At 61.3% G+C, this 24953-nt stretch carries 16 protein-coding genes; all 16 read left to right on the forward strand.

The annotated features are described in order from the left end of the window. Positions 1-269: 269 nt before the first annotated feature. Positions 270-1424, forward strand: a complete 1155-nt coding sequence (locus F451_RS0110380) for a WD40/YVTN/BNR-like repeat-containing protein (protein ID WP_020681307.1) — start codon at positions 270-272, stop codon at positions 1422-1424. Continuing rightward, positions 1424-3850: an efflux RND transporter permease subunit gene (locus F451_RS0110385; RefSeq protein WP_020681308.1), complete on the forward strand. Its 2427-nt coding sequence runs from the start codon at positions 1424-1426 to the stop codon at positions 3848-3850. The genes F451_RS0110380 and F451_RS0110385 overlap by 1 nt, the downstream gene beginning before the upstream one ends. Then, entirely contained in the window at positions 3843-4676 is an 834-nt protein-coding gene (locus tag F451_RS25320; RefSeq protein WP_020681309.1) for a universal stress protein, read from the forward strand. The genes F451_RS0110385 and F451_RS25320 overlap by 8 nt, the downstream gene beginning before the upstream one ends. Positions 4677-4684: 8 nt before the next feature. Further along, complete coding sequence (locus tag F451_RS0110395) at positions 4685-8215, forward strand: indolepyruvate ferredoxin oxidoreductase family protein (protein WP_276202596.1); 3531 nt, start codon at positions 4685-4687, stop codon at positions 8213-8215. Positions 8216-8396: 181 nt separating this feature from the next. After that, a complete protein-coding gene (locus F451_RS0110400; RefSeq protein ID WP_020681311.1) occupies positions 8397-10202 on the forward strand; it encodes a DUF3604 domain-containing protein in 1806 nt (601 codons plus the stop codon). Positions 10203-10327: 125 nt separating this feature from the next. Next, positions 10328-12202, forward strand: a complete 1875-nt coding sequence (locus F451_RS25325; RefSeq protein ID WP_156826444.1) for a DUF3604 domain-containing protein — start codon at positions 10328-10330, stop codon at positions 12200-12202. A 3-nt stretch (positions 12203-12205) separates the two neighbouring features. Then, positions 12206-13066 (forward strand): peptidylprolyl isomerase, encoded by an 861-nt coding sequence (locus tag F451_RS0110410; RefSeq protein WP_020681313.1) that lies wholly within the window; start codon positions 12206-12208, stop codon positions 13064-13066. After that, positions 13047-14018, forward strand: coding sequence for a HupE/UreJ family protein (locus tag F451_RS0110415; RefSeq protein ID WP_020681314.1), 972 nt, complete (start codon positions 13047-13049; stop codon positions 14016-14018). The genes F451_RS0110410 and F451_RS0110415 overlap by 20 nt, the downstream gene beginning before the upstream one ends. A 313-nt stretch (positions 14019-14331) precedes the next feature. Next, complete coding sequence (locus F451_RS0110420; protein ID WP_020681315.1) at positions 14332-15339, forward strand: AraC family transcriptional regulator; 1008 nt, start codon at positions 14332-14334, stop codon at positions 15337-15339. A 152-nt stretch (positions 15340-15491) separates the two neighbouring features. Beyond that, positions 15492-16865 carry an FAD-binding oxidoreductase gene (locus tag F451_RS0110425; protein WP_020681316.1) on the forward strand — a complete coding sequence of 458 codons (1374 nt, stop codon included), beginning with the start codon at positions 15492-15494 and terminating at the stop codon, positions 16863-16865. Between the two features lie 525 nt (positions 16866-17390). Further along, a complete protein-coding gene (locus tag F451_RS0110430) occupies positions 17391-17954 on the forward strand; it encodes a gluconate 2-dehydrogenase subunit 3 family protein (protein WP_083928405.1) in 564 nt (187 codons plus the stop codon). Positions 17955-17956: 2 nt separating this feature from the next. Beyond that, positions 17957-19498, forward strand: coding sequence for a GMC family oxidoreductase (locus F451_RS0110435; RefSeq protein WP_020681318.1), 1542 nt, complete (start codon positions 17957-17959; stop codon positions 19496-19498). A 68-nt stretch (positions 19499-19566) separates the two neighbouring features. Next, on the forward strand, positions 19567-20358 hold the full coding sequence (locus F451_RS0110440; protein ID WP_020681319.1) for a 2-keto-4-pentenoate hydratase: 792 nt from the start codon (positions 19567-19569) through the stop codon (positions 20356-20358). A 10-nt stretch (positions 20359-20368) separates the two neighbouring features. Next, positions 20369-22219 carry a dihydroxy-acid dehydratase gene (ilvD, locus tag F451_RS0110445; RefSeq protein WP_020681320.1) on the forward strand — a complete coding sequence of 617 codons (1851 nt, stop codon included), beginning with the start codon at positions 20369-20371 and terminating at the stop codon, positions 22217-22219. A 42-nt stretch (positions 22220-22261) separates the two neighbouring features. Beyond that, entirely contained in the window at positions 22262-23053 is a 792-nt protein-coding gene (locus F451_RS25330; RefSeq protein ID WP_020681321.1) for an HpcH/HpaI aldolase family protein, read from the forward strand. Positions 23054-23140: 87 nt separating this feature from the next. Further along, positions 23141-24868: an IlvD/Edd family dehydratase gene (locus tag F451_RS0110455; RefSeq protein WP_020681322.1), complete on the forward strand. Its 1728-nt coding sequence runs from the start codon at positions 23141-23143 to the stop codon at positions 24866-24868. The last annotated feature ends 85 nt before the right edge of the window (positions 24869-24953 follow it).

Below are 24953 nucleotides of genomic sequence, written 5' to 3' on the forward strand. Positions count from 1 at the left end.
CGCTGAAAGCCCCGAAGGGCGGGCCCTGAGACATGCATCTGCGTTGTTGCAGTGTTTGACAAGGACTAAGGCCATTGCCTGCACACTGCGCCTAGCAGCTGCACGCCTCAGGGCTCGCAGAGCACAACTGGGACTTGTTCATAGGCTCCCCAGCACGTTCTGTTCGAGCGTGCTGCCGTAATGGCGCCGAATATCGGATTTCACTATTTCCCACTTGCCCGTTTGCCGGAAGTGGTTCGCTTCATATTACTTTCAAAAAGAATAATCATATGAAAAAACACCGCAAGCCCCAATCCGTTTTACAACCGCCGCGCGCGCGTAAAAGCCTATGCGTGCTGCTGGGCCTGGCGCTTTCGGCAGGCGTTCAGGCCAGCGACGCCCTCGACGAAGCGTCCATGATGTCCCCGCTGGCAGCCCACAGCCTGCTGCTGGACATCGAGCGTGTCGGCGACAGCCTGGTTGCCGTCGGCGAGCGCGGCCATATCCTGATATCCGGTGACGAAGGTGAAAAGTGGCGGCAGGTCCCGGCGCCGGTGCGCGTGACACTGACCAATACCTTCTTCGTCGACGACCGTTTCGGCTGGACCGTCGGCCACGACGGCATCGTGCTCAAGACCGAGGACGGTGGCAATACCTGGGGCAAGGTGCTGGATGGCCTGCGGGCCAACGAACTGATGCTCGAGCACGCCCAGGCGCGCCTGTCCGAGCTTGAGGAGGCGATTGAAAAAGCACCGCAAGAGCAGCGCGACGCACTCGAAGCCGAGCTCGAAGGACGTACCTACATGGCGGACGACGCCGAGGCATTTACCGACGAGGGCCCCAGCCGCCCCTTCCTCGATCTCTGGTTCAAGGACCGTAACGAGGGCATCGTGGTTGGCGCCTTCGGCCTGATTCTGCACACCACCGACGGTGGCAAGACCTGGTCGGCCTGGTTCGATCGCCTCGACAACCCCACCCTGTTCCATCTCAACGCGATCAAGCAGATCGGCGATCAGCTGTATATCGCGGCGGAAGCCGGCACCCTCTATCGTTCCCAGGATTGGGGCCAAAGCTGGCACATGCTGGACAGCTCCTACGACGGCTCCTTTTTCGGTATCACCGGCACCGGCCAGGGCCGTCTCGTAGCCTATGGCCTGCGTGGCCACGCCTTCCAGTCCGAGGACTGGGGTAACACCTGGGACGCCATCGACACCGGCGTGGATTCGACCTTCTTCAGCGGCAGCCTGCTGCAGGACGGTAGCGTCGTGCTGGTCGGCGCCGGCGGGGTCTCCCTGCATATCGACGCCCGTGGGCAGGTCATCGGCACCGACCGTAATCCGGCCCGTCTACCGCTGAGCAAGGTGCTCGAAAGCGCAAACAAGGGCCTGCTGATCGCCGGCGCGCATGGCGTTCATGCCGCTGCCGTGACCGAAGGTAAAAAATAATGAAAAAGACTAACTCCTCCATGGCATCAGGCATTTCCGGCGCCGAGTCCATCATCGAACGTATTTTCTTTCGCCATCGTCCATGGGTGATCCTGCTGATGCTGGCGATGACCCTGTTCTTCGGTTTTCAGGCCAGCAGCATCAAGCCGGAAGCCAGCTTTGATAAAATGATCCCGGCGTCGCATCCCTATATCTCCAACTACCTCCAGCACAAGGATGACCTGGCGGGCCTGGGCAACGCCATTCGAATCTCGGTCGAGCATACCCGGGGCGATATCTTCGACAAGGGTTTCCAGGTAACCCTGCAGGATATACACGACGAGGTGTTCTACATCCCGGGTGTCGACCGCGCCAACCTGCTGTCGATCTGGGCCTCGGGCGTGCGCTGGAACCAGGTTACCGAGGAAGGCCTGACCGGCGGTCCGGTCATCGCCGACACCTACGACGGCTCGCCGGCGGAGCTGGAGAAACTCAAGAACAATATCCTGAAGTCGGGTCGTATCGGCTCCCTGGTCGCCAACGATTTCAAGTCGGCCGTCATCTATGCCCCGCTGCTGGACAGGAACCCGGAGACCGGACAGCCGATCGATTACCAGCAGTTCTCCAGCCAGCTCGAAGAACTGATTCGTGACAAGTACGAGAGCGACAGCGTCACAATCCACATCACCGGCTTCGCCAAGGTCGTCGGCGATCTGATCGACGGCGCCAGCCAGGTGGCGGTATTCTTTGCCATGGCCCTGGCCATCACGCTGGTGCTGCTGTACGCCTACTCGCGCTGCCTGCGCAGCGCCGTGGTTCCGTTGCTGTGCTCCGTTGTCGCCGTCATCTGGCAGTTGGGGCTGCTGAAAACGCTCGGCTACGGTCTTGACCCCTTCTCCATGCTGGTGCCGTTCCTGGTATTCGCCATTGGCGTCAGCCACGGTGTACAGATCATCAACGCCATTGGCCACGAAAGCGCCAACGGCGCCGGCAAGGAGCTGGCTGCACGCCTTGCCTTCCGTTCGCTTTATGTCCCCGGCATTATTGCGCTGATCAGTGACGGCGTCGGTTTCGCCACCCTGATGGTCATCGATATCGCGGTCATCCAGGATCTGGCCGTTGCGGCCAGTCTGGGTGTTGCCGTCATCATCCTGACCAACCTCGTGTTGCTGCCGATTCTGATGTCCTACACCGGCGTCAGCCAGAAATCGGTCAAGCGGCAGCAGCGAATCGAGGAGCATGGCAAGCACCCGATCTGGAACCTGCTCTCCAGCTTCACGCAGCGTCCACAGGCGAGCGCGCTGATCCTGTTGGCCCTGGGCCTGGCCGCTGTCGGCCTGTATCAGAGCCAGAACCTCAAGGTTGGTGACCTGGATGCCGGCGCCCCGGAGCTGCGTCCGGATTCGCGCTACAACCTGGACAACGCCTTCATCAACGACAACTACTCCACCAGTACCGATATCTTCGTGGTGATGGTGCAAACCGCCAAGGACCGCTGCTCGAACTACCACACGCTGGATATCGTTGATCAGCTGCAGTGGCGCCTGCAGCAGCTGCCCGGCGTGCAGTCCGCCAACTCGCTGGTCAACCTGACCAAGCAGACCATGAGCGGCTACAACGAAGGCAGCATCAAGTGGATGGCGCTGAACCGTAACCAGAACCTGCTCAACCAGGCGTCGATCAGCGCCCCCCGTGGCAGCTTCAACGCCGACTGCAGCCTGATGCCGGTGTTCGTCTACCTGAACGATCACAAGGCCGAGACCCTGGCGGCCATCGTCAAAGAAACCGAAGCCTTTGCCGCCCAGTACAACAGTGACGATATCACCATCAAGCTGGCGGCCGGCAATGCCGGTATCGAAGCGGCGACCAATATCGTCATCGCCAAGGCCCAGTACGACATGTTGATCTGGGTGTACGCTGTCGTTGGTATCCTGTGTCTGATTACCTTTCGTTCCGTGCGGACCGTCGCCTGTATCCTGCTGCCGCTTGCGCTGACCTCGCTGCTCTGCCAGGCCCTGATGGCGCGGCTCGGTATCGGCGTCAAGGTCGCCACCCTGCCGGTGATCGCGCTGGGCGTGGGCATTGGTGTCGACTATGGCATCTATATCTACAGCAAGCTGGAAACCTATTTGAAAGCGGGGCAAAACCTGCGTGAAGCCTACTTCAATACGCTCAAGACCACCGGCAAGGCTGTGGCCTTCACTGGCCTGACCCTCGGTATCGGTGTCGGCACCTGGTACTGGTCGCCGATCAAGTTCCAGGCCGACATGGGTATCCTGCTGACCTTCATGTTCGTCTGGAACATGGTCGGCGCCCTTATCTTCCTGCCGGCCCTGGCCAGCTTCCTGGTGAAGCGCGAGCCGAGCTGCCTGGCGGCTGGCCAACGCAGCAACGGGGAGTTGCTCGAGCAAACCGATCACGTACAGCCAAAGGTGTCCCATGCATGAGTACAAACATCTGCTGGCGGTTCTGAATCCCGCCGGCCCGCACCAGGTCGCGTTGCAAAGGGCGGCGCAGCTGGCGCGCTGCAACGGAAGCAAGATCTCCGCCCTGCTCCCGGCCGGCAAGGCCGCCGCTGGAATACGGACAGCGATCGACGGTCAGTTGCTGCAGTTGAACGAGCAGGGCCTGGACGTGGCACTGGATATCAGCGCCGAGAAGGATGTGCTGCGCGCCGTGCTGGAGTGCCAGCATCGGCACGACGTGGACCTCACGGTAAAGGCGCCGCAGCCGCACAGCCTTGCCGATGAGGTGTTCACATCGCTCGACTGGAAACTGCTGCGCAGCAACCGCACCCCGGTGTTGCTGGTACATTCCGATGCCCAGCATGCGCAGGCACCGATTCTGGCGGCAGTCGAAGCCAAGCCGGCCGATCTCGAGCACCGGGAACTGAGCAAAGCCATCCTGCAACAGGCCCAGTGGCTGGCGGCGCGCCTGGAAGCGCCGCTGCACCTGTTCAGCGCTTACCCGGCACCGATGCAGGATCCGATGCACCCGGACCAGGACCCGGAACAGCAGGCGCGCGATTATCGCGACGCCTGCCTGAAACTGGCATTGCAGCATGGCATTGCGCAGGAACGGGTGCATGTCGCAGCAGGCCCGGCGGAGCTGCTGATCCCGGAACGCGCCACCCGACTGGGCGCCCAGCTGCTGGTGCTGGGCACCGTGGCGCGTACCGGATTGCGGGGCGTATTGCTGGGCAATACCGCTGAACAAGTACTGGAAAAGACAGCGCGCGACGTTTTGGTTATCCCGCCTATACGCGGCGAGTGACAAGCGCCGTGGCCACTGGAGTAAAGAGCATGACGTTAAAAGAAGTCTCACTGGACGACAAGTACACCAAGGCGAGCGGTACCGTCTATATGACGGGCAACCAGGCCCTGGTGCGCCTGCCGCTGCTGCAAAAGCAGCGCGACCGGGCCTGCGGTCTCAATACCGCCGGTTATATTACCGGCTACCGGGGTTCGCCGATCGGCACTTACGACATGGAGCTTTCGCGCAACAAGAAGCTGCTCGAAGCCCACGACATCGTGTTCCAGCCGGGCGTTAACGAGGACCTGGCAGCCACTGCCGTCTGGGGAACCCAGCAAATCGAGGCCGAAGCGGACAAGCTGTTCGACGGCGTCTTCTCCATCTGGTACGGCAAGGGGCCCGGCGTCTTCCGCTCCGGCGATGCCATCAAGCACGGCAGCTTCTTCGGCGCGTCCCGCCATGGCGGCGTGCTGCTGATCGCCGGAGATGATCATGTCGCGAAATCGTCCACCATCGCACACTTCTCCGACCCGGAGATGATGGCCCACGGTTCACCGGTTCTGTACCCGTCGACCATCCAGGAAGTCATCGACTTCGGCCTGATCGGCTGGGCACTGTCGCGCTACTCCGGCGCCTGGGTCACCCTCAAGGTGGTCAATGAAACCGTCGAGGGAACCGCCACCGTTGAACTGGACCCGGGCCTCTCCATCACGCGCGAGCCCGAAGGCCTGGACATTCCGCCCGAAGCCCACTTCGTGCCGCCCCAGGGAGGCCTCGGCCCCGCCGCCACCGCAGAGCGCATGGCGTACAGCGGGCGCATTCCACTGATCAAGGCTTTCGCACGCCTCAACAGGCTCGACCGTATCACCCTGGAGGCGCCACAGCGCAAGCTCGGTATCATCACCGCCGGCAAGGTCTATCAGGATCTGCTGCGCGCAATGCAGCTGATGGGCATCGACGAGGACAAGGCCCGCGCCATGGGCATCAGCCTGTACAAGGTCGCCATGACCTGGCCGCTGGAAGACCAGGGCCTGGCCGAATTCGCCGAGGGTCACGACGAACTGCTGGTGATCGAGGAAAAGCTGCCGCTGCTGGAAAACCAGATTGCCGATCAGCTGTTCAACTGGTCCGCGGACAAGCGCCCGCGCCTTGTCGGCAAGAAAGACGAGCAGGGTCAGCCCATCCAGAAAACCTACGGCGCGACCTACCCGGATGAAGTCGTGATACTGCTGCGTGACCGCCTGTCCGCCAACGGCCTGCTCGACGACGAGACCCGCAACACCGCCGACCAGTACCTCGCGACGGTCACCGGCGGCTGCGGCGCCATCATTCCGAGCCTCGTGCGCATTCCGTACTTCTGTTCCGGCTGCCCGCACAACAGCTCGACCAAGGTCCCTGAAGGCTCCAAGGCGATGGCCGGCATCGGCTGTCACGCCATGGCCGGCTTCATGAACCGCAACACCACCTTCCCGACCCAGATGGGTGGCGAAGGTCACAACTGGGTGGGCCTGTCCCATTTCGTCGGCGACACACACCGCTTCCAGAACCTGGGAGACGGCACCTACACTCACTCCGGCCTGCTGGCCATCCATGGTGCCGTGGTGCAAAACACCAATATCACCTACAAGATCCTGTACAACGATGCGGTCGCCATGACCGGCGGCCAGGTCGCCGAAGGTCACCTGACGCCGCAGCAGATCAGCGAGCAGGTAACGGCGCTGGGCGCCAGGCGCGTCGTTGTGACCAGCGATGATCCGCAACGGTACGAGGATCAGCCGGCGTTCGCCCGCGGGGTCGAAATTCACCATCGCCGCGAGCTCGAGCGACTGCAGCTTGAACTGCGCGACACCCAGGGCGTCACCGTACTGATTCACGACCAGACCTGCGCTGCCGAGAAGCGTCGCCGCCGCAAGCGTGGCCAGTTCCCGGATCCCGACAAGCGCCTGTTCATCAACGATCAGGTCTGCGAGGCCTGCGGAGACTGTTCGGTACAGGCCAACTGCGTGAGCCTGCAGACCCGCAAGACCGAGTTCGGCAACAAGCGCAAGATCGACCAGTCGACCTGTAACAAGGACTACCGCTGCGTTGACGGTTTCTGCCCGTCCTTCGTCACCGTGCTGGGCGGCAAGCTGCGCAAGGCGCAAACGGCCGAGCTCGGCGACAGCCTCTTCCAGGGCCTGCCTACGCCGGCGCGCCCCGAGTTCGATCAGGCTTACGCCATCATGATCAACGGCATCGGTGGTACCGGTGTGGTCACTATCGGCGCGGTACTGGGTATGGCGGCGCACCTGGAGGACAAGGCCATCTCCATTTACGACCAGACCGGTTTCGCCCAGAAAGGCGGCGCGGTGCAGAGTCACCTGCGCATCGGCCATCGCCAGCAGGACATCACCAGCCTGCCGATCGGGCCCGGCGATGCGGACCTGATCATCGGCTGCGACCTGGTGGTCACCGCCAGCGAAAGCTCGATGCGCTCGATCCGACACGGCCATACCAAGGCTGTCGTCAACACCGACCCCGTGGCGACCGCGGCGTTGCAGCTGGTGCGTGATTTCGAACTGCCGTCATCGGCTCTGATCCAGGGCATCGCCGACGTTCTGGGCGACGACCTTGCCACCATCGACGCGTCCAAGATCGCCAACGCCCTTACCGGCAACAGTATCGCCTCCAACATGTTCCTGGTCGGCTTCGCCTTCCAGAAAGGCTGGCTGCCGCTCGGCGAGGAGGCCATTCTCAAGGCGATAGAGATCAACGGCGTGTCCGTTCCCTTCAACCAGGGCGCCTTCCGCCTCGGCCGCGTCGCCGCTCACGACATCGGCCGCATCACGACGCTGATCGAAAAGCAGCTCAACGCCGGCAAGCCGGATGTCGCCGAAACGCCGGAGCAGGCGCTGCAGCGCCGGATCGATCACCTGAGCGCCTACCAGGACAAGGCCTATGCGCAGCGTTACCTCGAACTGGTACATCGGACACGGCAGATCGAGCAGGAGAAAACCCCGGGCCGTACCGAACTGACCGAGGCCGTCATGCGCAACTACTTCAAGTTGATGGCCTACAAGGACGAATACGAAGTGGCGCGCCTGTACACCGACGGCAAGTTCGTGGAAAGCCTGAAGCAGCAGTTCGACGGTGACTACAAGCTGAAATTCAACCTGGCGCCGCCGCTGCTGAGCAAGCGCGACCCGGTGACCGGCCATCTGCGCAAGAAGGAGTTCGGTCCCTGGGTCTTCAAGGCCTTCGGCGTGCTGGCGAAGCTCAAGGGGCTGCGCGGAACCGCCTTTGACATCTTCGGCTATACCGCCGAGCGCAGGCAGGAGCGTCAGCTGATCGTCGACTACCGCGATACCATCGAGTCGCTGCTGACCCAACTGAGCGAGGCCAACCACGACATCGCCGTCAAGATTGCCCATCTGCCGGCGGAGATCCGCGGTTATGGCCATGTCAAGGAAGCGGCGATGCACAAGGTGGCGGACCACAAGCAGCAACTGCTGGCCACATTCAGCCAGGCCCACAACCGCATCGCAACCGACAACGGCGAGCTGTTCTACAAGGCCAGCTGATCCGGTGCGTCACCCACCCTGTGCAATCAATCAAAGCCCTGCTGTGCAGGGCTTTCCAATTCCATTCTGACGCAATCTATCAACCCTGATGCGCATAATGTCAAACGATTCGCCACCCGTTCTCTTATGCTTTCAGCAAAATAATAAAAGGATACCGATTCGGTATTCGACGGAGATAACAATGAAGAAGAAGATTCTCGCCAGTCTGATGGCGCTTGCCGGTTGTTCCGCAACGGTTGCCATGGCCGCCCCGACGCAGCTTTTCTGGGGCGACACCCACCTCCACACGTCCTATTCCGGCGACGCCTTTGCCATGGGCAATGAAACCGTCGACCCTGATACCGCCTACCGCTTCGCCAAGGGCCAGCCGGTCATCCACCCCTATAACCGCGTACGTGTGCAGCTCAACCGCCCGCTCGACTTCCTGGTTGTCGCCGATCACGCCGAGTACATGGGACTGTTGCAGCAGGTCAGGGACAAAAGCCCGCTGCTGGAAAGCACCGAGAACGGCAGAAAGCTGATCGAGCTCTGGGATACCAAGGGCTCCAAGTCCGTCTATTACGACGCAGCGGGCGCGCTCGTGAAGGGCCAGCCCTACATGGACCTCATGGGCGAAGCGATTCGGCAGCCGATCTGGAACCGCATCATTGACGCCGCCGAAACCAACAATGAACCCGGCAAGTTCACCACCTTCATCGGCTGGGAATGGTCGTCCATGCCCGGTGGTGCCAACCTGCACCGCATCGTCTTCACCAACAAGGGCGAAGAGGTGGCGAAAACCTTCCTGCCCTACTCCTCGATGCAAAGCGATCGTCCGGAGGACTTCTGGAACTGGCTGCAGTCGACGTCCGAATCGACCGGTGCGGACTTTGTCGCCATCCCCCACAACTCCAATATCAGCAACGGCCTGATGTTCAACAAGGTCGACAGCAACGGGCATCCGATCAGCGCCAGCTACGCCCGCACGCGAATGCGCTGGGAACCGGTGGCCGAGATTTCTCAGATAAAGGGCGACTCCGAAACCCACCCGAGCCTTTCGCCGGACGACCCATTCGCCGATTTCGAAACCTTTGAGCATGTGATGACCTTCGGCGCCGACGAACAGAAGGACGTGGACCAGGTCAGCAACTACGTGCGTAGCGGCCTGAAACGCGGCCTGGAGATCGAAGCCCAGACCGGCGCCAACCCGTTCAAGTTCGGCGTCGTGGGGTCCACCGATTCCCATACGGGCCTGAGCACCGCCAGCGAGCCCAATTTCTGGGGCAAGTTCGGCCTGGATTCCATCCCCGAGAACAAGGACAAGGAGACCACGCCGCACGCCGATGGCTGGAGCATGTCCGCCGCCGGCATGGTCGCGGTCTGGGCCGATGAGAACACCCGCGAATCGCTGTTTTCCGCCTTCAAGCGTAAGGAAGTCTATGCCACCACCGGGCCGCGCATGCAGGTGCGCCTGTTCGGCGGTTTCGACTTCGATGCACAGGATGCAACTGGCAACGAGCTGGCCGAGGTCGGCTACCGCAAGGGCGTGCCGATGGGAGGCGACCTGAGCCAGGCGCCGGACGGCAAGCACCCGTCGTTCCTGATCCAGGCGGTCAAGGATCCGATGGATGCCAATCTTGACCGGGTCCAGGTCGTCAAGGGCTGGCTGGATGCCGATGGCAACAGCCAGGAGAAGGTATTCAACGTGGCACTGTCCGACGGTCGAGAGGACCGCGGCGCCGACACTCAACCGGTCGGCAATACCGTCGACCTGAAAACCGGCAAGTTCAGCGACAGCATCGGCGCAGAGGAGCTGACGACGGTCTGGCAGGACCCGGAATTCGATGCCAGTCAGCGCGCCTTTTATTACGTGCGCGTGCTGCAGATCCCAACGGCACGCCACACCATGCTCGATGCCCTCGCCCTGGGCAAACCGCTTGAGGACGTGCAGCGCCCGGCCACGATCCAGGAACGCGCCTATTCCTCGCCGATCTGGTACACGCCCTGATCCATCACTGATCGACTTTAAGCCCTTGCAGCAGCGTTTCACGGCCCTACGCCGAGAAACGGCGATGTGCAGATGGATTCAGTCCGAACCCATCTGCACGCCGAATCAATAAACCCGAGTGCATTATGAAAATAACAACACTTTCGGTACTAGTTTCAGCGGCCCTGCTCTCCCTGGCCACCACGGCGGCGGAGCCCTCCTACTCGCCGATGGCGGGCAAGACCTACCCGCAGCAGGTGTACTGGGGCGACACCCACCTGCACACCAGCTACTCTTTCGATGCCGCGATGATGGGCAACAAACAGCTTGGCCCGGAAGAGGCTTACCGGTTTGCCCGCGGTGAGGAGGTTCAGGCCCACAACGGCATGACTGCCCGCTTGAGCCGGCCGCTGGACTTCCTGATGGTGGCCGACCACGCCGAGTATCTGGGGCTGGTGCCGATGATCAACGCGGGCAACCAGGAACTGCTCAGCGATCCGGTCGGTGCACGCTGGTCCGCATTGTTGAACGGTGGCCCCGACGAACAGCTCAAGGCCCTGCTGGAGATGAACGTCGATATCGGCGACAACCGTAAAAGCCTGAGCAACCCGATGGTGGAACGCAGCGCCTGGGACCGCATCACCGAGGCCGCCGACAAATACAATGACCCCGGCAAGTTCACCGCCTTTATCGGCTACGAATGGACCACCATGCCCGGCGGCGACAATCTGCACCGAGTGGTCATGTTTGGTGATGATGCCAGCAAGGCAGGGCAGATCCTGCCCTTCTCCGCCTTCGACAGTGAAGATCCGGAGGATCTATGGCGATTCCTGCAGAGCTATGAGGACAAGACCGGCGGCAGGGTACTGGCCATTCCCCACAACGGCAATGTCAGTAACGGTCTGATGTTCGCCCTGGCCGACCGCGACGGCAACCCGCTCAGCCGCGAGTACACCAAAACCCGCAGCCGCTGGGAGCCGGTGATCGAGGTCACCCAGATCAAGGGCGACGGCGAAACCCACCCCGCGCTGTCCCCCGACGACGAGTTCGCCGACTTCGAAACCTGGGACAAGGGCAACCTGAGCGCCCTGTCCGCCAAGCGCCCCGAGATGCTGCCCTATGAATACGCGCGCTCTGCGCTGAAGCTCGGCCTGCAGCAGGAAGCCAAGCTCGGCGTCAATCCGTTCAAGTTCGGCATGATCGGCAGCACCGATGCCCACACCAGCCTGCCGGCGGTGGAGGAAAACAATTTCTGGGGCAAGTTCAGCCTGTTCGAGCCCAGCGCCAAACGCGCCGAGGTCCCGGCCTACACCAAGGGCAAGCACGGCAAGGTATATTCCCTGAGCGTAGACGAGACCTCGGCTTCCGGTTATGCCGCAGTCTGGGCCACACAAAACACCCGCGAGGCCCTGTTCGACGCCATCAAGCGCCGCGAAACCTATGCCACCACCGGCCCCCGCATGACCGTGCGCTTCTTTGGCGGCTGGGACTTCTCCGACGACGAGGCGAGCTACTCCGACTACGTGGACCGCGGCTACACCAAGGGCGTCCCGATGGGCGGCGACCTGACGCAGGCGCCGGCCGGCGAGGCACCGCGCTTTATGGTCACCGCGTCCCGCGACCCGGACGGCGCCAACCTCGACCGGGTACAGATCGTCAAAGGCTGGCTGGATAGCGATGGCACCACCCGCGAGCAGGTCTACGATGTGGCCTGGAGCGGCGACCGTACGCCGGACGCCAACGGCAAGCTGGCTGCGATCGGCAACACGGTCGATCTGGCGGAGGCCACCTGGCGCAACAGCATCGGCGCCGCCGAGCTGGCCAGCGTCTGGACCGACCCCGATTTCGATCCCATGGAACGCGCCTTCTACTACGTTCGCGTGCTGCAGATACCGACCCCGCGCTGGACCGTCTACGACGAAAAGCACTTCGGTGAGCAGCTGCGCAGCGAGATGCCGAAGTGGGTACAGGAACGCGCCTATTCCTCGCCTATCTGGTACACGCCGGCCAAGGAGCACTGAGTCATGATTCGCAGACTGATTAAAGATCCCCTGTTGCATTTCGTGCTCGTCGGCGCCTGTCTTTTCGGTACCTACCAGCTCATCGGCACCCCCGATACGACCCTGTCCGACAACACCATCGTTGTCGACCGCGACACGCTGCTGACTTTTATCCAGTACCGTTCCAAGGCGTTTCAGCCCGACATGGCCGCGCAGCGCCTGGACGACATGACGGCCGTCGAACGCCAGCAGCTGATTCACGACTTCGTTCGTGAAGAAGCACTGTATCGGCAAGCCCAGGCGCTGGGCATGAGCGAAAACGACTACATCATCCGCCGCCGCTCCGTGCAGAAGCTGGAGTTCATCGCCCAGAGCATGGCCGAGCAAGCCGTGACCGCCGATGCTGAAAAGGTAGCGGCCTACTTCGATGCCCACCGCCAGGACTACTACGAGGAGCCCTCGTACACCTTTACCCATGTGTTCATCAAGGGCGACACGGGTACGCACAAAGCATCCGACCTGTTGCACCAGCTCAACGGACAGCACGTCGAGTTCTCGCACGCCGCACGTTTCGGCGACCGTTTCCTGTACCACCGCAACTACGTCGAGCGGACGCCGGACTTCATCGCCAGTCATTTCGGTGAAACCTTTATGGATCAGCTGGCCCGAATAAAGCCGGACACCGGACGCTGGCAAGGCCCCCTCACCTCAACGCATGGGCAGCATCTGGTGATGCTGAGCGAACACCAGCCCGGGCGCGTACCGGAACTGGCGCAGATACAGACACGCGTCGAGCAGGACTACCTGCGATGGGAACAGCAGCAGAAGCAGGAACTGGCCATTCAACAGATCGTGGGGCAATACCATGTTGAAAATCGCCTGTAAGCTGCTGCTCGCGCTGGTGCTGCTGGCGCCGACGGCGCTGTTCGCGCACGAGGCACGTCCGCTTTACCTGCAGATCGACGAGCTCGATAGCCAGCAGCAGGGACTGTATCGCTATAGCCTCAAACTGAATGTGCCCCCATCGATTGAAGCGGACAACCGCCCCTATGTAATGTTGCCGGATAGCTGCCAGCAGCAGAACCTGGGCCCGATCGCGAAGGTGGAATGCTCGGCCTCACTGGCCGGCCAGACCCTCAGTATCGACTACCCGAACTTCAACCCGTCGATCACGGCGCTGGTGAGAGTCGCCTTCAGCTCCGGTGAAACCCACCAGAAGCTGCTATCCCCCGGCGAGACTCAATGGCAGCTGCCGGCCCCGCAAAGTACCTCGCAGGTGGTCGGCGAGTACCTGGAACTGGGGATCGAACATATCCTGGCCGGCTGGGACCATCTGCTCTTCCTGCTCTGCCTGCTGATGATATCGGGCACGATCAAACGGACCCTGGTCACGGTATCGGGTTTTACGGTGGCTCACTCACTGACGCTGGTACTGACGACGCTGGGCCTGGTGCGGTTGCCTGTCGCCCCGGTAGAAGCGGTGATCGCCCTGAGCATACTGTTCCTGGCCGCCGAGATTGCACGGGCACGCCGCACGAGCCTGGCCTGGCGCTATCCGATCCTTGTGTCCTCTGTGTTCGGCCTGATCCACGGCTTCGGATTCGCCGCGGTATTGCAGGAAATCGGCTTGCCGCAAACCGAGCTGGCCACCGCGTTGCTGTTCTTCAATGTCGGTGTGGAAATTGGCCAGGTGGCGTTCGTACTGACCGTCATGACCACCTTCTGGCTGCTCGGCAAATGGTCGGCGTTTCCGCTGGCCCGGTTGCAGCAGGTGATAATTTATGGCGCCGGATCGCTCGCCGCATTCTGGACGCTGGAACGTATCGCCGGCTTCTAGCGCCGGCTTCTAGCGCCGGCTGCCAGGGCTTGCGATACCGCGCGATCCACAAAGCAAGCGCTGCGGGCTGCGGGCTGCGGTCTGCGGGCAAAACAGCGTCCTGCAGAGCAAACGGGGCCGCTCGCGCCGGTCGGTGTCCCCGGTTTCACCTGTGTGGCGACCACGCGCAGGGCCGGGTCGCTGGCGGCGTATGGCATCATGATCAATGATTGCCATCGCAGAGCGGATCAAAAGGCACGTACTGGCCGGCGTTTGACAATTTACGCCACCAGAATGATATTGAATAACAATAATAAATAAGAAAGGTACGGTCATGTCACAGGCGAAAATCGCATCCCAGGTGAAAAGCAGCGCCCTCATGGGGCTTTACCCGCTTTGCCGGCGGCTGCAAATCAACCCGGTCAAACTGCTCGCGGATGAGGGACTGTCCAGCACCGTGCTCAGATCGACCGACCTGATGATTCCCTATGACAGCTTTGCCCACGTGCTTAACCGGGCGGCAGACACCGCCGACTTCCCGCTATTCGGGATCGCCCTGTCCTCCTATCAGGGGCTGAAAACCTTCGGTCCCCTGGGCCTGCTCGCGGCCGAGAGCGCCACCGTGGCAGACGCCCTGGACGTAATACGCAAATACTTCCATTTTCATGCCCAGGGCGTGCTCATCGACATTGCGCTGCGGGAAAAAGACGTTGAACTGTCAATCGAATTCGACATTGACCCTGCAATCAGCCTTGAACAGACATTCGAGCTGAGCCTGGGGCTTGGCTACAACGTGCTGCGTGAAATGGCGCCCGAATGGATGGAAAGGGCGAAGATCCACTTCAGTCATGGCCCACTCGCCGCGCCCGAGGAATACAAGCGGTATACACCGGCAAAAATCTGCTTCGAGCAGGAAAAAAACGCCATTATTTTCCCCATTCAGCTTCTTCGACAGACGCCCAGACCGGCGTCGGACGAAATAAAAAGCTACCTGGAATCGTTTCTGGAAAGGGAATCGAAGGGTCGAGAGCAACCGCTGCAGTACAAGGTCTCCAAGCTGATTTTCGAGCTTATCCCCACCGGGGACGCGACGCTGCCAACCATCGCCTCGATGCTGGGAATGAACGTGCGAACGCTGCAGCGCGAGCTGCAGCTGGCGGGAACCGAGTTCCGTTTGCTGGTCGACCAGGTACGCTTCCAGATTGCCCGCGAAGCCCTCGAGCGAAACTATACGCTGACCGATATCGCACTCAATCTTGGTTATTCGGAACTGAGTGCATTCTCCCGTGCGTTCAAGCGCTGGTCAGGCGTCTCTCCGCAACAGTGGCGCCAGACATCCTGACGCCTCACTGGCGTAAAATGGCAAATCGCGGACACCTGCCGTCAAGCGATCAAAAACCCATCGCGTCATATTCAAGACTGTCTTACCCCCGACCGGTAGAAGCATCACGTTAGTGGGGTCTTCCGCTCACCTACTAGAAGAACAGGCTTGTTATGAACGCGAATCTGATTGCAGAGCTCACCACCGTCGTCGGTGCCAAGGGAATCCTAACCGGCAACGACGTCCATCAGCGAAGAGACGGCTGGATGGGCGCCCCCGCCTGCCAGGCCGAGGCGGTTGTTCGCCCGGCCAACACCGAGGAACTCTCAGCGGTCATGCGCCTGTGCGAGGGGCAAAACCAGACGACCGTGGTCCACGGCGGCCTCACCGGCCTGGTCGGTGGCGCCAGAACCGAAAGTGGCGACATCGTCATCTCGCTGGAACGGATGCGAAGTATCGTCGAAATCGATTCGCTGAACCGCACCATGACCGTGGAAGCGGGCGTTAACCTGCAAACCGTGCAGGAAGCCGCCGAAGCCGCCGGGCTGTTCTATCCGGTAGACCTCGGCGCCCGGGGCAGCGCCACCATTGGCGGGACGATCGCGACCAACGCGGGCGGCAACCGTGTTCTGCGCTACGGCATGACCCGCGAGTCCGTGCTCGGCCTGGAGGCCGTACTCGCCGATGGCACCGTGGTGTCGTCCCTGTCCAAGGTGCTCAAGAACAATACCGGTTATAACCTGCCGCATCTCTTTATCGGTACCGAAGGCACGCTGGGGATCGTCACGCGTGCAGTCCTTCGCCTTCGCCCAAAACCCCTGGGTGAAGCCACCGCCCTGGTCGCCGTCGATGACTTCGCCAACCTGAGCCGGCTGTTGAACCTCGCAGAATCGGGCCTGGGCGGCGGATTGAGCTCCTTTGAGGTCATGTGGCGCAACTTTTACGAACTGGTCACCGGCACAGAACGCCACAGGCCACCGCTGCCTGTACAGGCGCCTTACTATGTCATTATCGAAACCCAGGGCAGCAGCAACGAACAGGAACAGGCGCGTCTCGAGGCGCTGTTGGGCCAAGCCCTGGAACAGGACCTGATCAGCGACGCCGTCCTGACCCAGTCGTCCGCCGAGCGCGAGAAAATCTGGGCGATCCGCGATGATGTCGAAGCCCTGTTCAGTCTTGCCCCGATTCACGCCTTTGACATCAGCCTGCCAATTTCCGCCATGGAGCCCTATCTCGAAGCGCTGCAGGCGCAACTGGACGAACAGTGGCCACAGAACCGCTGCATCGTCTTCGGACACTTGGGCGATGGCAACCTGCACATCATCATCGGCAAGGTGCCCACAAGCGACAAGGCATTGGTCGAGGACAGGGTATACCGGCCACTGCAGGCCTGTAACGGCTCGATTTCGGCGGAACACGGCATCGGCCTCGACAAGAAACCCTACCTGCAGTACAGCCGATCAGCGGCGGAAATCGCCGTGATGAAGGCACTTAAACAGGCCCTGGACCCGAAAAACCTGCTTAATCCCGGCAAGGTATTAAATTAAAACCTCGCTTTTATTAGGTCCTTCGCAGATTAGCGGGAAGCTAGACCACGAAACCGTAGGATGATCCTACGAATTGCGCCATCTTCGCGTTAAAGCGCGATGAGCCTTTTATTATTAACCTGGCGTGCAAATAGTTTTCCTATTTATTTGTCCGTTATGTACAGGAAGTACGGTATGCCGCACACGCAAGGATGCGTTTGAGCGGTCACGCCACAGGCTCTTTAACCCAAAAAGAGTGGGCGCACGTGCAACCTTCTTTTGAAACCGTCCCGCCAACTTCTGGCGCATTAAGTCAAATGCAAGACATCTGATGTCAAGATACATCGGGCTCAGACCCCTAGCATGTAAACCATAGAATTTCTTTAGTAACCGGTACTGGTTTAAAGCACCTGAATAGCCAAAAAGATTAACACCATCGGCATTTTGTAAATGCCCTACTGAAAGAAACTGTTCGCCCCGAGTAAATCACATCGAGCATATTCAGGCGAAAACACTATAAGGCCATACAAAAAAAGGCTGAGAAATATGGATAATAACAAACAACTCCCCTCTGCCACGCGACGACTCTTTTTACAGCGGTCGCTGATGGCAATGGCCGCGGTTGCGGCCTCCCCTCTAATGAGTGCGCAGGAACTCGCCAACGCTGCCATCGCTACCCCAAAGCTGAACATTCTGACGGCCGACGACTACCGCATCCTCTCTGTCGTCAGCGACACCATTATCCCGCGTGGTGGCGCCTTCCCGCTCGGTGCCCTGGACATTGATCTGGCGGCTCGCATCGACAGCTACATCGAACCAGAAGATACCGCCTTGATCCAGGGAGTCCGTGGTGCGCTTATGTTCCTGGAACACAAAGCGCCCGCCATTCAAGGCAAGGAAGGCCTTTTCTCCAGCATGGCGGCAGAAGAGCGTGAAGCGCTACTGCTGGCATTGAGAGATGCCGGTGGCGATGCCGTTGCGGTCTATACCGCATTGCGTGGACTCTGCCTGTTCTATTTCTACACGGACGAGCAGGCCTGGCCGAACATCGGCTATGACGGCCCGCTGGTGAAACGTGACCGACCGGTATATCCGCAGGTGGAGGGTTAATCATGATTATTCAAGGCCACGAAATTTTTGCACCGCTGAAGCTGAAAACCCACTCCGTTGTCGTTGGCTCCGGTGCTGGCGGCGGTGTCGCCGCCTATCACATGGCATCTGCAGGTTACGAAACGGTTGTGCTGGAAGAAGGCGGTTACTTCCAGGCCAAGGATTTCAACCAGCGCGAAGAAGACATGATGCCTGCACTGTATCGTGGTGCCGGCCGCCAGACGACAACCGATGGCATGATCTATGTCTGGCAGGGGTCCACCTTTGGCGGTTCCACCGTTATCAACACGGCAGACGCGACGCCCATCGACGCCGAGGTGCTTCAACACTGGCAGCAGACGTTCGGTCTAAACGAACTGACCGAGGAAAACCTGGCCGCTTCCTACGAACGTGTGTACAAGACGCTGAACGTACACCGCCTGGAAGAGAGGATTCTCAACCGCAACAACAAGGTGCTGCTCGAAACCGCTAACCGCCTGGGTTACAAGGCAGGCGTATTCAATTCTAACCGCAAGAACTGCGTCGGTAGCGGATACTGCTTCCAGGGTTGTGCCTATGACGCCAAACAGGGTACCAACCTGACCTACCTGCCGATGGCATCGGAACTGGGCGCCCGCATCTACACCGATGTTCGTGTGGACCGTATTGAGCGCCTATCCGGCAGCAAGTACCGTGTACACGGCAGCGTAGTCGAGCGTGGCACCCGCCGCTTCCGCCATCCGGTCGAGATCGACTGCGAGCGTATCATCATGGCTGCCGGCACCGTTCACACGCCCGCCATTCTGAAGCGCTCAGGGTTCGACAAGGGCCTGCCGCAACTGGGCAAGAACATCTCGCTACAGCCGCAAATCGGCATGTCCGCCATCTTCTCTGACAGCGACAAGATGACCTCCTGGCGTGGAGCACCCCAGTCGATCTACATGAGCGAATTTGACGACCACCGTGCCGAACACGGCCTGGGTGGTTTCCGCATGGAAGGTGTTGGTGGTATGGCCGGTATCTTTTCTCATTTCTCCAACAGCATTGGCCATGACCATAAGCGGATGATGCAGCAGTACCCCAATACCCAGTTCTCCGCACTGCTGGTACCCGATCAGCCCACCGGCACCATGGATTGGGAGTGGGGACCGGATGGCAAGGTCAAACCCAAAATTCAGTACACGCCAACCGAAGAATGGAAGCAGCGCTTCAAACGTGGTTTTAAAACGGCTGCCGAGTTCCTGTTTGAGGCGGGGGCCAAAGAGATCCACTGCAACAGCGCCGTATTTGGCCCCATCACCAGTGCCGATCAACTGTCCCGTATCGATGATTTTCCCATCGAGCCGGGCATGGTAGCGCTGACCTCTGCACACGTTCAGGGCAGCTGCCGCATTGGTCTGAACGCCGATGTCGGAGTGGTGGATCAGAACCTGCAACTGCACAATCTGGACAACATCTATGTCGTGGATGGCTCGGTAATGCCGACGACTGCCTCAACCCACACCATGATTCCGATCATGGTCATGGCCGACCGTGCGATGCACAAATTGGCTCACGGCGCTTAATTTTTACAACGACGTCCATTCCGGAAGCCGTGAATCGGCTCCCCAAGACAACAAAAAAGGACAGCCCCATGCTGAACGACAGTACTCGACTAGCGATTGCTGGGCAGATCTTCGCCTGCTTCAAGAGCAAGGAGCAGATTTCCCTGCTGACCCAATCCCATCCCGACATCGAAATGGAAGATGCCTACCGCATTCAGGAACAGGTGATAGAGAAGTTCGTCGCACAGGGGCGCAGGATCAAAGGCTACAAGATCGGCCTGACCTCCAAGGCGATGCAGGAGATGCTGGGCTCCACCGAACCGGACTACAGCACGGTGCTGGATGACATGTTCGTGGACGAAGAGGCGCATCTGAACCGCGCCGACTTCGCCAGCCCGATGGTGGAGATAGAGATCGCCTTTGTGATGAAAGAGCGCCTGCAGGGCCCCGGCATCAACGCCGCCGACGTAATCCGCGCCACCGACTTCGTGCTGCCTTCCATCGAGGTGGTGGACTTCCGGGTAGCGCCGGCGCCGGGCATGGATGTACGTGACACCATCGCCGACCTGGCTGCCGTCGGGCGCGTCGCGCTGGGCGGCAACCCGGTGCGGCTGGACGCGATCGACATCCGCAATATCAAAGGCGAGCTGCTGATCAACGACGAGGTCCGCGAAACCGGCCTCTCTTCCGACGTGCTGGGCAACCCGGTAACAGCGGTTGCCTGGCTGGCCAACAAGCTGGCGGAATTCGGCGTCGCGTTCGAGCCCGGCGACGTGATCTTCTCCGGTTCCTGCACCCGCGCCCTGCCGGTAGCGGCAGGCGACCGTGTCACCGCCCGCTTCGACAACGGCCTGGGCAACGTCAACCTGACTTTCGACTGAGGAGGCCCCCATGTCCAACTACCGTTCCAAGCAAACCACCGAAGGCCGCCACAACGCCGGCGCCCGGGCACTCTGGCGCGCCACGGGGGTCTGTGACCAGGACTTCGGCAAGCCGATCATCGCGGTCGCCAACTCCTTCACCCAGTTCGTGCCCGGCCACGTCCACCTCAAGGATATCGGCCAGCTGGTGGCGCGCGAGATCGAGAACGCCGGCGGCATCGCCAAGGAGTTCAACACTATCGCCATCGATGACGGCATCGCCCAGGGCCACGACGGCATGCTCTACAGCCTGCCCTCGCGCGAGATCATCGCCGACTCGGTGGAATACATGGTCAACGCCCATTGCGCCGATGCCCTGATCTGCATATCCAACTGCGACAAGATCACCCCCGGGATGCTGATGGCGGCAATGCGCCTCAACATCCCCACCATCTTCGTCTCCGGCGGCCCGATGGAGGCCGGACGGGTGCAACTGGCCGAACAGGTGCTGCGCATCGACCCGGTGGACGCCTATATCGCCGGCATCAACAACACGACCTCGGACGAGGAAGCATTGAAGGTGGAACAGAGCGCCTGCCCCACCTGCGGTTCCTGTTCCGGCATGTTTACCGCCAACTCCATGAACTGCCTCAACGAGGCGCTGGGCCTGGCCCTGCCCGGCAACGGCAGCATGCTCGCTACCCACGCCGACCGCCGCGAACTGTTCCTGGAAGCCAGCCGCCGCATTGTCGAGATCACCAAACGCCATTACGAACAAAATGACGACAGCGTGCTGCCGCGCAAGGTCGCCAACGTGGATGCCTTTCACAACGCCATGACCATGGATATCGCCATGGGTGGTTCCACTAATACCATCCTGCACCTGCTGGCTGCCGCGCAGGAGGGAGGGATCAACTTCACCATGGCGGACATCGACCGTCTGTCGCGCGAGATCCCGCAGCTGTGCAAGGTATCGCCCTCGACCAGTAAGTACTACATGGAGGATGTCCACCGCGCCGGCGGCGTGTTCGCCATTCTGGGTGAACTGGACCGCGCCAGACTGCTGAAGACCGGCGGCGCCACCGTGCACAGCGCCACCCTGGCCGAGGCGCTGGATCAGTGGGATATCTGCCGCACCACCGATGCCGCGGTGGAAAAGTTCTACCGCGCCGGCCCTGCCGGAATCCGCACCACCGAAGCATTCAGCCAGGAGTGCCGCTGGGACAGCCTCGACCGCGATCGTCAGAACGGTTGCGTCCGCAGCCTGGACAACGCCTACAGCAGCGAAGGCGGCCTGGCCGTGCTGTTCGGCAACCTGGCCGAGGATGGCTGTATCGTCAAGACGGCGGGGGTGGCGGACCACATGCTGCAGTTCAAGGGCGTGGCCCGGGTGTTCGACGATCAGGATGCAGCAATCGCCGCGCTGCGAGCAGACGAGATCCAGCCCGGCACCTGCGTCATCATCCGCTACGAAGGCCCCAAGGGCGGCCCCGGCATGCAGGAGATGCTGGTGCCCACCAGTCTGCTCAAAGGCAAGGGCCTGGCGGAATCCTGCGCGCTGCTGACCGATGGCCGCTTTTCCGGCGCCACCTCCGGGCTGTCCATCGGCCATACGTCACCGGAGGCGGCCAACGGCGGCGCCATCGGTCTGATCGAGGATGGCGACCGAATCGTGATCGACATCCCCAAGCGCAGCATCAACATCGACATTGCCGACACGGAGCTGGCCGCGCGCAGAAGCCGCATGGAGGCGCGCGGCGACCTGGCCTGGCGCCCCGCCGGCGAACGCGCCCGGCGCGTCAGTCTGGCATTGAAGGCCTACGCCCTGCTGGCCACCAGTGCCGACAAGGGTGGCGTACGCAATCGGGAGATGCTGCGCTGAGGCAGCCTCTTGGCGATAACAACAAAACCGGGAATAAAGCCCATGCTTAACCTTGCATTACAAAAGTGGCGTGCCAAAGAGCCCAGCCTGGGGATCTGGTCCAACCTGCCCGATATCCATATGGCCGAGGTTCTGTGCCGCATGGATGTGGACTGGATCTGTTTTGATCTGCAACACGGCCTGATGGACTACAGCGACCTGACCCGACTGCTGCCGGCGATCACCGGCGTGCCGACCACCCCGCTGGTGCGCGTCGCCGCCAATCAGCCGGAGCAAATCGGCAAGGCGCTGGATGCCGGCGCCCAGGGCGTCATCGTGCCCATGGTCAACTCGGCGGACGATGCCCGCCGTGCCGTCGCGGCCTGCCGTTACCCGCCCCAGGGCAGCCGTTCCTGCGGTCCGATGCGCGATGCGATGCTGGAGGGGATGAGCTACCTGGCCACGGCCAACCAACAGGTCGCCTGCCTGGTGATGATCGAAACCGCGGAGGGGCTGCGTAACCTGGATGAAATCGCCGCGGTGGAAGGCGTCGATGGACTCTTCGTCGGCCCCATGGACCTGTGCTACGGGCTGGGTCTGGCCCCCGGCAACTTCACCGATCCCGCCTTTACCGGCGCCATCGCCGCCATCCTCAAGGCCTGCGAGAAAAACGCCCTGGCTGCCGGCATCTTTGGCGTCAGCGGCGAGATGGCGGCTAACTCGATTGCCAGCGGCTTCGACTTCGCCTCCATCGGCACCGATATCAGCTTTATCCGCGCCGGCGCCCTGCAGACGCTCAGCGCCGCCCAAGGCAAAGGCAAGGACAACGCGCCCAACCCACGCGGCGGCTACTGAATCGTGCCAGGCGAGAACCGCTTCGCCCCCAACACCCGCAGAGCGGCCGCACTGATGCGGCCGCTCTGCCATAAAAGGTCTGCGTTTATGACAACAAAAACCATTGAACAACTTCGCAGCCGACGCTGGTTCGGCGGCACGCCGCTCTCCACTGAACATACCGGCCATGCCCTGCAGGCGGGTTACAGCCGGGAAGAGTTCGAGGGCAAGCCGGTGATCGGCATCATCAACACCTGGAGTGACATGAATCCGTGCCACGCTCATCTGAGGGAGCGTGCCGAGGCGGTCAAACGCGGCGTCTGGCAGGCCGGCGGCTTTCCCGTCGAACTGCCGGCCATGTCGCTGGGAGAAGGCTATGTGAAGCCCTCCTCCATGCTTTACCGCAACTTCCTGGCGATGGAAACCGAGGAGCTGCTGCGCTGCCACCCGATCGATGGCGCGATCCTGCTGGGCGGCTGTGACAAAACCACACCGGGTCTGCTGCTGGGCGCCATCAGCATGAACCTGCCGACCATCTACTGCCCGGCCGGTTTTACCATGGGGGCGACCTTCCGTGGTGAACGTTTCGGCAGCGGCACCGGCGCTTTTCGCTGGGCGCCGGAACTGATTGCCGGCAAGATGTCAGCGCAGGAGTGGCAGACCGTTGAGCAGAAAATATGGAGCTCACCCGGCACCTGCAACGTGATGGGCACCGCGTCCACCATGACCGCGCTGGCGGAAGTACTGGGCCTGTCGCTGCCTGGCGCCTCTTCCATACCGGCCATGGATTCCCGTGGTCACCAACTCGCCGCGGCGGCCGGGCGGCGCATCGTCCAGCTGGTCTGGGATGATGTCAAACCCAGCGACATACTCAATGATCACGCATTCACCAATGCGGCCAAAACCTGCGTCGCCCTGGGCGGTTCCACCAATGCCACCATTCACCTCATCGCCCTGGCGCGTCGTGCCGGCGCCAGCTTCACGCTGGACGATTTCGATGCCATCGGCAAACAGGTGCCAGTGCTGGCCAATGTGCAACCCTCGGGTGAGTACATCATGCCTGAGTTTGCCGATGCCGGCGGTCTTCCGGCCATGCTCACCCGCATGGCGGACCTGCTGGAGCTGGAGTGCCTGACCGTGAACGGACAGACACTGGGTGAAAACATCCGCGGAGCGAGGGTGGAAAACGACGACATCATTCGCTCACTGGACAACCCGGTGGCCACCGAGGCGCTGGCCGTATTGAAAGGCAACCTGGCGCCCAACGGCTGCGTGATCAAACCCAGCGCCGCAGACCCCGCCCTGCAACGCCATCGGGGGCGCGCCCTGGTGTTTGAAAGCGCCGACGACCTGGCGGCCCGCATCCACTCGCCCGATCTGGCGGTGGACCCGAGCAGCGTCCTGGTGCTGCGCAATGTCGGCCCTCAGGGCGGCCCGGGCATGGCCGAGAACGGCATGATCCCCATCCCCAAGAAGATGGTAGAACAGGGGGTTAGAGACATGGTTCGCATCAGTGACGCCCGCATGAGCGGCACCAGCTTCGGCACCTGTGTCCTGCATGTGAGTCCTGAATCCTGGATCGGCGGCCCGCTCGCCCTGGTGCAGAATGGTGACGAGATCGAGATCGATATCCCGGCCCGCAGCATCACCCTCTGTGTCGATGAGGCAACCCTGGAGCAGCGCCGTCAGCAGTGGCAAGCGCCACCACCGCGCTTCAAGCGGGGCTGGGGACTGCTGTTCAGTGACAACGTCACTCAGGCCCATGAGGGCTGCGACTTTGAACTGCTCTCCAGCCGCGAACCCAACCCGGAGCCGGCGATCCACGGCAAGCTCTGACCCCTCGACCAATAAAAAAGGCCCGGATCCATATCCGGGCCTTTTTGTGTTTCACCTGCAACGTCAGGCAGTTGATCAACGCGCT

This window comes from Marinobacterium rhizophilum DSM 18822 (genome assembly GCF_000378045.1).
Taxonomy (GTDB): Bacteria; Pseudomonadota; Gammaproteobacteria; order Pseudomonadales; family Balneatricaceae; genus Marinobacterium_A; species Marinobacterium_A rhizophilum.